The organism is Marinobacter sp. EVN1, assembly GCF_000475375.1.
Classification (GTDB): domain Bacteria; phylum Pseudomonadota; class Gammaproteobacteria; order Pseudomonadales; family Oleiphilaceae; genus Marinobacter; species Marinobacter nauticus.
The window spans coordinates 197499-210582 of the sequence record NZ_AXCB01000023.1 but is presented as its reverse complement, the minus strand read 5'-3'; the positions used below and the strand labels follow the sequence as shown (position 1 = coordinate 210582).

Here is a 13084-nt window from a genome sequence, read left to right as displayed (position 1 = left end):
TAAATCAGTGTGGAAATCAGAAACGGGCGACGCCGTAAACGTTGGGTCGCAGTGGTCGTTGTTCGGCTTCACGGCAAACGGAAAGCACCATGGCCAGGACACGGCGGGTATCCCGCGGATCGATCAGGCCGTCGTCCCAGAGTCTGGCAGTGCCGTAGAGGGCGGTGGAGCCGTCTTCCAGCTTTTTGGCGGTCGCCTGTTCCAGGAACGACAGGGTCTTTTCGTCCGGCTCGATACCGCTTTTGCGTTGTTTTTCTTCAGCCACGATGCGCATCACCTTGCCGGCCTGGGCGGGGCCCATGACGGCGGTGCGGCTGTTGGGCCAGGCGAAGATGAATCTCGGGTCCAGGCCCCGGCCGCACATGGCGTAGTTGCCGGCGCCGTAGGAACCGCCCACCACCACGGCGAGTTTTGGTACCCGGCAGTTGGCCACGGCCTGAATCATCTTCGACCCGTGTTTGATGATGCCGTTCTGTTCGGAGTGGGTACCGACCATGAATCCGGTGGTGTTATGCAGAAACAGGATAGGCGTGCCTGCCTGATCGCAAAGCTGGATAAACTGGGCAGCCTTGGTGGAGCCGGCAGGGGTGATCGGGCCATTGTTGCCGATAATACCTACACTGTGGCCGTGAATCCGGATGGTGCCGCACACCGTCTGGCTGTCGTAATCGTTCTTGAAATCCAGGAACCGGGAGCCGTCGGCGATGCGGGCGAGGATCTCGCGCACGTCGTAGGGTTTCTTGGCGTCGGAAGGAATCACACCCAGTAGCTCTTCAGCCGGATACAGCGGCTCATCCCACTGTGGTTCCTGGCGTAGTGGCAGATTTTCGTTCCAGGGCAGGGCGCCCAGAATCTCCCGGGCCTGGCGGATGCCATCCGCATCGTCTTCCGCCAGGTATTCGGCGGTGCCGGCAACGGTGGCGTGCATTTCTGCTCCACCCAGTTCCTCATCGGTGGCGACCTCACCGGTCGCGGCTTTTAAAAGCGGCGGGCCGGCCAGGAACATCTTCGCCTGCTCGCGTACGGTAATTACGTAATCCGACAGGCCCGGCTGATAGGCCCCGCCGGCAGTGGCGTTGCCATGGACGACGGTTACCTGTGGAATACCGGCTGCAGACATCCGGGCCTGGTTCGCAAAGCCCCGGGCGCCCAGCACGAAGATATCGGTGGCATAGTTCAGGTTGGCGCCGCCGGATTCTGACAGCGATACCACCGGCAATTTGTTCTCCATGGCGATCTGCTGCAGTCGCAGGGTTTTGTCCAGACCGGCGGGAGTAATGGTTCCGCCCTTGATGGCACTGTTGCTTGCGACCACCAGACAGCGTACTCCGGCTACTCTGCCGATGCCGGCAATAATCCCGCCTCCGGCCATGGAACCGTCTTTGTCATCATGCATTTTGTAACCGGCGAGGGAGCACAGCTCCAGAAACTCACTGCCACGATCGAGCAACCGATTGATGCGATCCCGAGGTAGCAGCTTGCCGCGCTTGGTAAACTTCTCCCGGGCCGATTCCGCCAGGTCCAGAACCTTTTGCTCCACATCCCGGAAAGTCGAGATATGCGCTTCCATGGCCTCGACATTGGCCCGGAACTCGTCGGACTGGGGGCTTATTGTTGTTTCCAGTACCTGCATGGGAAATCCTCAGTCGTCACTCAACACTTTCGGCGTTACCGCCCGATGGAAACCGTTATAGGGCTCGTTATTCTGCGCCTTCGGCATCGGCCACACACGCCCACCCTGGGACGCCGCGCCGTCAATCCGCAGACAATCACCACTGATAAACGCCGCGCCCGGGCTAAGCAGGAAACAGATCGCCGAACTCACCTCTGATTCTGTACCCATCCGCTTGATCGGCACCGCATCCGCCAGGCTGCGAATCCACGACTTCATGTGGGTCGGGTAGTTGTCCATCCCGCTGGACGCAATCCACCCCGGCGCCACCGCATTCACCCGAACCCCAGACGGCGCCCATTCGACCGCGGCCGTCTGGGTAAAATTCACCATCCCGGCCCGTGCGGCCCCTGAGTGTCCCATGCCAGGCATACCACCCCACATATCCGCCACAATGTTCACAATCGAACCGCCGGTTTTACTCAAGGCCTGGGTATAAGCCTCCCGGGAAATCAGAAAACCGCCGGTCAGATTCGTGCGCACCACAGTTTCCCAACCCTTCTGGTTAATGCCCGTTAACGGAGACGCAAACTGCCCGCCGGCGTTGTTCACCACCCCGTTCAGACCGCCGTGGGTCTCAATAATGGCCTTCACCGTGGCCTTGACCGACTCCTCCTCGCGAATATCGCAGGCATGGGCGCTGGCAATACCACCGTCTTCCTCAATTTCGGCCTTAACCGCGTCTACCTTCTCCTGCTTACGACCCACCAGCGCAACCCGGGCACCGAGCGCCGCCAGTTCGTGAGCCGTGCAGCGGCCAATCCCCGAACCGCCACCGGTGACAATAAAAACCTGGCCTTCAAACAAGCCCGGGCGAAGAACAGACTGATAACTCATACAAAATTCCCTATTCCAATCCAAAGAATCCACGAAAAACGTTCGGGCGCTCCGCCGGGGTACAGCCTTCCGGGACTGTGCGCAGCAGGGAAGCTGCGCTCAAGCCTACACGGACGTATTTACGGCGTGTCCCGGAAGGCTGTACCCCGGTGGGGCGCTTGCACCCAAGCTCAGGGAAGTAATGCCCTGTCGGGGCTCTTGCCCCAGAACCGGGGTTAATACATTCATTGAGGAACCAGATTCGAAGGCACAGGCACCGGAAACTCCAGCAACTGCTGAGCAAACGCCTTACCCTGCGGATCAATCCGAAGCGACGCCACACCGCCGCCACCTAGACTGTGCTCCAGCAAGAAATTGAACGCATGCAACCCAGGCATAGACCAGCGAGTCACCTTGCCGGATTCAGGATTCAGCGTATGAGCCATCCACTCGGCCACCGCCTGTTCCGTTAACGCAGCCTCAATATAAGGAACATACTCTCGATCCCGCGCGATCACCCCGATATTGCTGTGATCGCCCTTATCCCCGGACCGCGCCCAAGCCAGCTTGATCAGCGGCACTGTGGTATCCGTTGCCACCTCCATCCGGGACTCCGGCTCAGCCGCGAGATCGCCCGGATTGAAACCACCTTCGGTCGCTACCTCCACCTCAGACTTCTCACCAGCCAGATCCACCGAAACCGCCACCTCCGATTTCGGTACCAGACAGGAATACAAACGAATCTTCGGCCACACGGTTGGCCGACCGCCGACAATACCGGTGATGCCAGGCGCCATACCGGTAGCGGCCTGGGCAATTTCCCTGGAAAACAGCACCAGGGCTTCTTTCTTCGGATGGGCGGTGGCAATCTTCACCACCACTTCCCGGCATTGGTCGCCCTTGCCATGGGGGCCATAGGTAGTCTCGGTGCCCAGCAATTCGATACTGGTTTCGGAATAATCCGGCAGGCCGCGCTCGGCAAACATCGCTGACGTCCTGGCCAGAATAGCCTGCGCCACTCGTTGTGCTTTGGCGCGGGCATCAAGGCCGGCCAGCAGGAACGTCACTGTGCACTTGAATCCATCTGGCCAGGTGCCTGACACCTTGTAGCTGTCTGTCGGCGGCAGTCCCCTGGCACCGGACACCCGGACCTGGTCCTTGTCGATTTCCTCCAGTGTCACCTGAGTGAAATCGCAGGTTACATCTGGCAGCAGGTAAGCCCGTGGGTCGCCAATCTCATACACCAGCTGCTCGCCCACAGTGCCCCTGCTGACCATGCCGCCGGTGCCCTCGGGCTTGGTCATCACAAAATCGCCAGAGGCGCTGACCTCGGCGATGGGAAAACCCATATTGGCGTAGCCATCAGCCACCTGTTCCCAGTCGGTGAAATTACCGCCGGTAGACTGGACGCCGCATTCCAGCAAGTGCCCGGCCAGGCTGCCCTGAGCCAGTTTGTCGTAGTCGTTCCAGCGCCAGCCGAATTCATGCACCAGCGGCGCCAGCACCAGCGCACTGTCTGCGACACGGCCGGTGATAATGATGTCGGCACCCTGTTCCAGGGCCGCCACCAGGCCGGGCGCACCCAGATAGGCGTTCAGGCTCACCATCATGGCGGGGAAGGGCTGACCGGTGGTCATTTCAGTAATGCCGGCATCGGCCAGATTTTTCTTTTTCATCAACAGATCATCGCCGAGCACCAGCGCAATCTTCAGATCGACGCCGGCCTTTTCACACAGGGCCTGCAGAGCATCGCGGCAAGCCACCGGGTTTACTCCACCGGCATTGGCCAGAACCCGGATGCCTTTATCCTTTATCTCGCCGAGCAGAGGCGCCATCACCGTCTGCACAAAATCCCGGGCGTAGCCCTGAGTCGGGTCTTTCATCTTCTGGCCGGCCATGATCGACATGGTGATCTCGGCCAGGTAATCGGCGACCAGGTAATCAATATTGCCCTGGCGTACCAGTTGGGCAGCGGCGGTTTCGGTATCGCCCCAGAAAGCGGCGGAGCAACCGATACGGATGGTTTTGTTGGCGTCTGACATGTTCTTGGCCTTGTTCTGATACCCGCACTGGCGAGAGGTTATCCAACGATCGAAACGACAATACCAAGCAAGCGCTTGGTTTGTAAACAGGCAAATCTCGGGTAGAATAAAAAGTCCCAGCAAGACAACCGGATGGCCTTTGTGAACCAGAACCCAATCCTGCAATCCCTCATTGCCGAGCAACTTGTGTCTGATCCCGCCAGCGCCCGCGGGCGCCTGTTAAACGAAGCAGCAAGACTGTTCAGGGATAAAGGCTACGAGCGCACGACGGTGCGAGATCTGGCGGCGGCTGTGGGTATTCAGTCAGGGAGCTTGTTCCACCATTTCCGCACCAAAGAGGAAATTCTCAAAGCAGTGATGGTCGAGACCATTCGGCTGAATACCGCCTTGATGCAGGCCGCTGCCGACCAGGCGGATTCAGCGAGAGAAAAACTGCGGGCACTGATCAGGGCAGAACTGGAGTCGATTAACGGCCAGACCGGAGAGGCCATGGCGGTGTTGGTGTATGAGTGGCGCAGTCTTTCGGAAGGCTCCCAGGCTGAAGTGCTGGAATTGCGGGATATCTATGAAGACCTGTGGTTGTCTACACTCCAGCAGCTGTCGAAGGAAAACCAGCTTGGGGCGGACCCTTTCATTACCCGAAGAATGCTGACCGGCGCCCTGAGCTGGACGGTCACCTGGTATCGCCCGGAACGGGGCGGTCTGACCCTCGATGGACTGACCGATCAGGTGATGGCAATGCTGGGTCTTGCTCAATGTTAATGTGCACAAGTCACAAAGTGGCACGCTTGTTCCGAAACGCACTACATATTTAACTCCTTGTTATAAATCAATAAATCAAAAAATAATTCGATTCATCCCGGGCCATTGGCCTGATCGGCATGCCGGTTTCGGCAATAAAGCCATTTCTGTCTGACAATATTCCTCGCATTCTTGCTCTCGTTCGAGCTCTGGCCAGAGGTAGCTGGAGCTGGTTCACGGATTGACGAGAATCAAATGTGATAAAAATTTCTCGCACTCCCTTACATACAAAAACAATGTCAGACAGGTCGAATTATGATCTCCTCAATGGTCTCTCAAGCGCGCCGGTTATCGGCTCGTGTACGCCAGGCAATGCTGGGAAGTTCGGTACTGCTGCTGGCCGGATGTTCTGCCAACCCTATTTACACCACCACCGGCATCGTGTTGTCGAACTACTCGGAGTCCGAGGCAACCCCCTACGTTATGCAGATGTCCGATCCGGGCATGGCCTGTGCACTGGGTGAGGGCACGGATCCGCTGGTTTATTCGTTTTCGAGAGTCACTGATGCACCGGATTCAACCGGTTCCCTGCTCATGCTGCTGGCGGCGAATTGCATGGAATACCGGGCCTGGGAGGCTGAACTGGCTTATCTGCGGGCGGAATACCGTGGCGATGTTCCCGCCGCCAAAGATGCCCGGGAAGTCTCTAAAAGACTCTACGCGCGCACCGCTGAGCGCCGCTACGAAGCCTTCAAACGTGCCATGGCCGCCTACGATTTTGACCCGGCAGCCGAACCTCTGGAATGCCCGTTCCTTTTCAGTGATCAGGACGAACTCACGTTCCTGCTCGGGCTGCTAACGGGGATGCAGGCCATTGTGAACGACTCCAACTCCGGCGCCCTGGCGGGTGTGCCCCGCAACATTGCGCCCCAGGCCGAGCGTGCCGCCCAGTGCGTGGATAATGAAAAATGGGGCGGTTTGCCCAACGCCGTTCGCGCCCTCGTCTGGTTACTGTTGCCTGACACCCGACCGGACCTGTCTCCAGACCCCTGGCAGGTGATGGAAAACAGCGCAGAGCTGAGTGTTGAGTCCGGTATCCGTGCCTCTTACGCCGTTCAGGTAGTCGCTGCGGAAACCTTTGGACGACCGCAGGTGCTGGCACAGGCCATTTCGGAATTCGCAGAGGCTGAAGAGCGCATCGAGGTTTGGGAAGAATATCGGCTGGTGGACGAAGTGGCCCGCAGGATTGTCCAGTTCGCATCGGACAAACACTGGAGCGCCAACTACGGCCACCGCACACCACGGACCTTCTTCGGCAAGATGAGCCCGGAGCGCAATACCGAGAACGTTGAAACCATGGATCTGGAAGGCCTGCTCTGAGGCTGGCCTTTCAGTTATCTATGACTTAAAGATCAAAAACACAAGAATGACCCGGAGGTCGTCATGATTCGCAAATCCCTTGCAGCCTTGTCTCTTGCCATTGTCGCACCACTGGCATCTGCCCAGTCGGTTTCCATGTGTGTGTTTGATGTCATCGGCGCTAACGGCGACGTCTACAACATGGTCAAGGACTACGCTCTGGAAATGAAAGCCCATGGGGTCGATTTCCAACTCAAGCCCTACACTGATGAAGGCGTGGCCATTGGCGACTTCAACGCGGGCCAGTGCGATGCCGTCGCCGCGACCGACATCCGTATTCGCCCATTCAATCGTTTTACCGGAAGCATCAGTGCCGTCGGTGCCCTGCCAAGTTACGACGACCTGAAAACCCTGCTGGCCACCCTGGCACAGCCCAAGGCAGCGTCCCTCATGAAGGACGGTGGCTATGAGGTACTGGGCATTGTACCGGCGGGTGCCGGTTATCTGTTTGTGAATGATCGCAGCATTGATACAGCGGGCGAACTGGCCGGAAAGCGTATTGCCACCCTGGACTACCAGAAAGACGCCATTCACATGGTGAACTATGTAAAAGCGACGGTGGTTCCCTCTGATATCACCAACTTTGCTGGCAAGTTCAACAATGGGTCGGTCGATACTGCCTATGCGCCTGCGTTCGCCTACCAGGCTCTGGAGCTGTACAAAGGGATCGGCGACAAGGGTGGCATTGTCGACTACCCGCTTGCCCAGCTGACCATTCAGATCATTGCCCGTGATGGCGTGATCGAAGACGACACGGCCCAGAAGGCCCGGGAAGTTGCCTGGGGCATGTACCCACAGGCAATGAATCTGATTAAAAGCCAGGAAAACGGGATTCCTGACGAGCAGTGGATACGGATCCCGGAAAAGGACATCGTTGGTTACCAGGAGATGTTCCGCCAGAACCGTCTGGAAATGCGCGATGGGGTTGACGGAGCTCCCAACGTTTATCACCCGAAAATGCTGAGCCTGCTCAGCAAGATCCGATGTGCCAGCAATCCCGGCGCCTCCGAGTGTACAGCGGAAAACCGGGAATAAGCGGAGAGCCTGACCATGAACTGGCGCGCAATGACTGCAACCGGCGTAAGAACGTTGTATCCCATGCACAGACTGCATGGGATGATTCTGCTGCTGTTGCTTCTGGCCACCCTGCTGCTGGGGATGGGCAACTCGCTCCACTCCCGGTTGCTATGGGTCGGCGAGCAGGTATGGCCTAACTATTACCTGCTCAATCCGGATGCAACAGAGCCTACCTGCAACCTTTTCATGGACATTGATAAAGAGGTAGAGCGACGGGTCCAGGCCTATAAGCCAGACCCGGACGACCTGTTCAGTTCGCCGCCGGATCCCCAGGCTATCCGGCAGTCCCTGCAGAGTAACCTGGCGCTGTGTGAGCAGCGCCACCTGCAGTTTGCCGAAAACCAGAAACACGCCACCTGGGCGCTCGGTGTCTACAAGGCTGTAGAGCAGGGTTTGGCCGACTTCCTGCTCGATAACATAGACCTGACTAAGTTCCTGTTTATCGGCATGTTTGCTCTGGCTGCCGCCATTGCCGCAATGGATGCCGACCACATTGCTTTGCGTCTGCCCCGCAATCGGGCGGAGTGGCGTTTAAGCCAGGGCGTGCAGTTCGTCATCAACGGCCTGATGGTGCTGTCATTGAACGCTTACATGGGCCGGCTGGCTCAGTCTCCGGGGTCTGAGGCGAACATTGTCCTGCAGTACGCCTGGGCAGGCGTGTTCGGGCTGTTCATGATCATCAATGCTTTTCGCTTCGTCTATGTGCCGGAGCGAATGAGGGCGGGCAGTCTGGCGCTGGCTTCCGGCCTTGTGGTGCCGCTGTATTGCACCATGGGCTTCATTGCCATGAGCTATTTTTTCTTTGTGGATGGCTACTCCTCCGGGCTGGCAATCTACTTCGGCATGATGTCGAACCTGTCCTCCATGTTCATCAACATCGGACTGTACGTGCTGGTGGGCATGATGCTCAAACAGACCCGGGTTCCAGAGCTGTTGCTGAACTTGGTGAAGCCCTTCAATCTGCCTGCACCCTTGCTGGCTTCGGTAATCATCTTTGCCACTGCCTTCCCGACAGCATTTACCGGAGCCTCCGGCATTTTCATTCTGGCCGTGGGCGGGGTTGTCTACGACGAGCTTCGGCGGGCCGGGGCAGGGCGTCAATTGTCACTGGCCACGACCGCCATGTCGGGCAGCCTTGGGGTGGTGCTCAATCCCTGCCTGCTGATTGTGGTGGTTGCCGCACTGAACAAGGAAGTGACCACCACCGAAATGTATGGATGGGGGTTCTGGGTGTTCATCATGTCGGCCACCCTGTTCTCCTTTGTGGTGTGTAAGACCGAAGGCAACTGGAGACCAAGGCCGGCCCCGGGTGCATTCCGCGCGGCCGTCATGGAGCTGCGACCGTTGTTGCCTTATGCACTGACGGCAACGGCAGTGATCCTGGCCATCTGGGCGATCCTGGGGCTTCAATTCAACGAGTACAGTGCGCCTTTGATTTTGCCGCTGGTAATGCTGGCGCTGGTTGCCCTGGACGCCGGCCGGAATAGCCGTGACGAAGGCCAGAGCCGTACCAGTGCGTTTTTCTCCCGAAGCACAGCGGCTGCCAGCGATTCGGCTGTGCACATTGGCGCACTACTGGCGCTGATTGGTTTCTCGATTTGCCTGGGCGGTATTCTTGAGCGTTCTGATATTGTTCATGCCCTGTTCCCGGAGGATCTGACCAGCCCCTGGATTGCCATGCTGGTAATCGTGGTCATGCTGACGGTGATCGGGATGGTGATGGATCCGTTCGGTGCCGTCATACTGGTTTCCGCCACTATTGCCCAACCGGCCCTGCAGATTGGCATTGATCCACTGCATTTCTGGATCGTTTGCCTGGTGGCATTTGAACTTGGCTATCTCAGCCCGCCGGTTGCCCTGAATCACCTGCTGACCCGGCAGGTGGTGGGTGAAACCGAAGTGGTGGCAGCGGAACGCACCGGCACCTTCTGGCACCGCTATGAGAGATTGTTGCTGCCGCTGGTTGTGATGATTCCCACGCTTCTGCTGGTGGCCTTTGTGCCCATGCTTTTCTACGCTTTGTAAGGCCAGGAGAAGCGAAGTACTATGAAAGAACCCGCGATGCCAAGGCCCGCGGGTTTTTTCATGGGGCCCTTGAAGGTCTGACACAGGTCGATCAGGGATGTCTGGCCGTATACTCTGTGAACAGTTTCAACAAAGAATAAGAGAGACGCCGTGAGATTGTCGATTCTTGCTTTTGTTCTGGTGCCAGGGATGGCATTGCTCACCGGTTGTGGCGGTGGTTCGGGCGGTTCCGATGCCGTTGCACCAATAGCGCCGCCCAGTCCGCTTTCCGGGGTTATCAGTATCGAAGCCAACAGCCGGGTTGATCAGGACACGATGGACCAGTTGGGGCTGGATGGGGCGAGACCTGCGACTGTTTCACTGGGACTGCCGGACAACTTTGTGCTGGCCGGTTACCTGGCGGGCAGTGGTGGGAGCTATCCGACGCTCACGGATCAAGGCGTTATTTTTAGCTACGAGAGCGATGCTGAGGACCTCTACAACGTACCTATGGCAAAAGGCCAGTCGATTGTACTCGAGGCTTTTGGTAGTCGGGCAGGTAATCCGGCACTAAGGATTGAACTGACGGATAACGGAAGAATAGTCGATAGCGCGGAGACTGGAAGTACTGGGTCTCGTGTTGTTGTCGAGTTGGGGGATGAGGCGGAAGGGGAATACAGCCTGACAGTGCGTACTCTCGGTAGTGGGCCTGCCCGTTACGTTATATCCAAGAACTCCGTTGGAACCGCAACACAACTGAATTTTGATTGGCCTGATTATGACTTTGTTCCGGGTGAGGCGTTGGTCTCCATGGCGGAGGGAAAGACCAGTAGTTTCGCCGTAAATGCCGGAGTCTCAGGGCGGTATTTGGGCGGTGCGGACTGGCTGTTATCAATGCCTGTAGCGGCGACTTCATCAGCGGCAAATAGTGGGATCGCTGGCCAACAGATCACGCTTGAATGGATCAGAGAGCTGAGAAAGCGGCCGAAATACAAGTCGGTGGTTCCTAATTATTTCTTTCGTACCCAGGCTACGCCGGTTGATGAGCCAGATTATTCCCTGAATTGGCATTACGACCTCGTTAATGCGCCGATCGCCTGGCAGATCGGTAACGCTGGCTTGACGCCCGTTCACGTTGCTGTGTTGGATAGCGGCCTTCTGCAAGACAGTGAAGGTCATTGGCATCCGGATCTTCAGCAGAATGTCGCCCCGGAAGGTCGAGATTTTATCGATGGTGGTGAGCCGGTTGATCCCGGAAGTAGCGTTGGCGGAGATGTTTATCATGGCACCCACGTAGCAGGCACTATCGGGGCCGCCCTCAACAATGAGGGGATTGGCGGAATTGCTTTTGAAAGCAAGATTGTTCCGGTGCGTGTGCTTGGTGAGGGTGGCGTTGGTACGTCGGATCAGCTCATAGCCGGAATTCGCTGGGTAACAGGTGAAACCAGCGGTGGATCGCCAAAAGCTCAGGTCGTTAATATGAGTCTGGGTGGGCTGCCCCAGATTGAAGCGCTGGAAAGCGCGCTGCGATATGGAGTGGGCAAGCGCCTCCTGTTTGTGGCTGCTGCCGGAAACTCGGCAACATCTGTGCCCTCGTATCCGGCAGCATCCCGTCATGTACTTTCTGTCAGTGCCGTTGATGCCGGAGGGCGCCCCGCCTCCTATTCCAATTTCGGTAGCTGGATTGACATTGCGGCTCCAGGGGGCGATGCAAGCCGGGATGGCAATCTTGATGGCCTGGCTGATGTGGTCTGGTCAACGAGCGGAGAACGTCGTGGAGGTGTTTCCGTGCCAGGTTACCGCGGGCTGCAGGGCACCTCTATGGCGTCGCCGCACGTAGCAGGTGTTTTGGCCTTGATGAAAATGGAAATGCCGCTTCTGGACATGACAACCATTCGGGGCTGGTTAGAATCTGGACTGCTAACACAGCCTCAGGATGGCAGAACTGATCGCCTGGGGTGGGGGATTATCGATGCAGGCAAAGCTGTGGCCAAGGCTATCGACGGTGAACCTGTCACTGTCCTTTCTGCTTCGCCCGCCGTGGTTAGCCTTAGCAATGAAGGTATATCAACACAGTTGGTTGAGATTCAGAAATTCGGAGACGCCTCGGTTTCCGCCGAAAAGGTCGCCAGTCAGCCGGAATGGCTGGGGGTTGAACTATCCGGGAGTGCAGAAAATGGTGACCTGGAATTATTGCTGACACTCAAGCCAGATCTCCTGGACCCCGATGAGCCAGCCAGGGGAGTCGTTGAAATTGCGTACGAAGTCGATCTATCCCCGAACACATTGAGCATCCCTGTCATCGGGCAGTTGCTCAGCGATGAGCAGGCTCGAGATGCCGGGCGACATTTCGTCTTGCTAGTAGGCACAGAGCCGACTGATGGCGGCTTTTATCTTGCGCAGTCTCAGGTCGTTGCAGATGTCGAGAACGGTCAGTATCGCTTCAGGTTTGAGCCGGACGATGGAGAAGAACCGAGACGGCTTTCTGAAGTTACCCCTGGTGAGTACTTTCTGGTTGCTGGAACAGATCTAGATGGAGATGGATTGATTTGTCAGGCGGGTGAAGCCTGTGCGGAGTATCCTGTTTCAGGCTTGCGAGAAGTGATCACCATAGAAGACGGCCAAAGCCTGTCTGATATCCGCATGACCACCAGTTTCTCGCGTCCAACCATTTCTACCTCCAACCCTGATATCCTTCCCAGGCCCGGGTTTAAAGGTTACAGATTACTGCAGCCTGACCAGGCGCCCTCGACCAACGACGGAGTAAAAGCAGTTCAATGAAAAGGACTCTGGTTCGATCATTTATCACCTCCGCTGCGATGCTGCTTCTGGCGGCGTGCAGCGCCACGGGCGGTCCCGGCGAGGGTGAGGGTGTCATGGTGCGGCAGATTACCCAGTCCGCTTATTGCGGCCTGACGGGGCCGGGGGTGGCGTTTGTGCGTTCGGAGGCCGATCGCGAAGCACTCCTGGATGTGAGTGGCCAGAATATGGCCACGGATGTGGTGCGCAAGGTTGATCTGAGCCGGGAGGCACTGGTGATGGTCACGCTCGGCCAGAAACCAACCGCCGGTTACAGCGTCGGGCTCCAGTCTGCGCTGGCGCAAGGCGAGAGTCTGGTGCTCGACATGCGGGTGAATGAACCGGCGCCGGACATGATGGTGGCCCAGGTGATCACCTCGCCCTGTGCGGTACTTGCGGTTGAGCCTCGGGGCTGGCAGCAGATTCGTGTGCAGGGCCTGGCTGAGCAGCCACTGGTTCGGACGTTTGAAAACTGAAACCACTTGGCGCCGCAACAAAACAACCGTTGATCTTT

At 57.6% G+C, this 13084-nt stretch carries 9 protein-coding genes; 6 read left to right on the top strand and 3 right to left on the bottom strand.

What is annotated here, in order from left to right; genetic code table 11:
* Positions 1-16: 16 nt before the first annotated feature.
* The 3 genes from Q674_RS32555 to Q674_RS32545 form a co-directional block, all read right to left on the bottom strand.
* Complete coding sequence (locus Q674_RS32555) at positions 17-1633, bottom strand: acyl-CoA carboxylase subunit beta (RefSeq protein WP_023009108.1); 1617 nt, start codon at positions 1631-1633, stop codon at positions 17-19.
* Between the two features lie 9 nt (positions 1634-1642).
* Positions 1643-2509, bottom strand: coding sequence for an SDR family oxidoreductase (locus Q674_RS32550; protein WP_023009107.1), 867 nt, complete (start codon positions 2507-2509; stop codon positions 1643-1645).
* A 224-nt stretch (positions 2510-2733) separates the two neighbouring features.
* Positions 2734-4530 (bottom strand): acyclic terpene utilization AtuA family protein, encoded by a 1797-nt coding sequence (locus tag Q674_RS32545; protein WP_023009106.1) that lies wholly within the window; start codon positions 4528-4530, stop codon positions 2734-2736.
* A gap of 132 nt (positions 4531-4662) precedes the next feature.
* Between Q674_RS32545 and Q674_RS32540 the strand changes: the two genes are divergently transcribed.
* The 6 genes from Q674_RS32540 to Q674_RS32515 all read left to right on the top strand — a co-directional run bounded on the left by Q674_RS32540 (position 4663) and on the right by Q674_RS32515 (position 13046).
* The gene (locus Q674_RS32540) at positions 4663-5292 is read left to right on the top strand and encodes a TetR/AcrR family transcriptional regulator (protein ID WP_014422169.1); all 630 of its coding nucleotides are present in this window, start codon (positions 4663-4665) and stop codon (positions 5290-5292) included.
* A gap of 294 nt (positions 5293-5586) precedes the next feature.
* Positions 5587-6651, top strand: a complete 1065-nt coding sequence (locus Q674_RS32535; protein WP_031210201.1) for a hypothetical protein — start codon at positions 5587-5589, stop codon at positions 6649-6651.
* A gap of 63 nt (positions 6652-6714) precedes the next feature.
* Positions 6715-7725 carry a putative solute-binding protein gene (locus Q674_RS32530; protein ID WP_022991428.1) on the top strand — a complete coding sequence of 337 codons (1011 nt, stop codon included), beginning with the start codon at positions 6715-6717 and terminating at the stop codon, positions 7723-7725.
* 15 nt (positions 7726-7740) lie between these two features.
* Positions 7741-9792, top strand: a complete 2052-nt coding sequence (locus tag Q674_RS32525) for a TRAP transporter large permease subunit (RefSeq protein ID WP_031210200.1) — start codon at positions 7741-7743, stop codon at positions 9790-9792.
* A 150-nt stretch (positions 9793-9942) separates the two neighbouring features.
* Positions 9943-12552 carry a S8 family serine peptidase gene (locus Q674_RS32520; protein WP_031210199.1) on the top strand — a complete coding sequence of 870 codons (2610 nt, stop codon included), beginning with the start codon at positions 9943-9945 and terminating at the stop codon, positions 12550-12552.
* On the top strand, positions 12549-13046 hold the full coding sequence (locus Q674_RS32515; RefSeq protein WP_011786240.1) for a protease complex subunit PrcB family protein: 498 nt from the start codon (positions 12549-12551) through the stop codon (positions 13044-13046). Before Q674_RS32520 ends, Q674_RS32515 begins: the two co-directional genes overlap by 4 nt.
* The last annotated feature ends 38 nt before the right edge of the window (positions 13047-13084 follow it).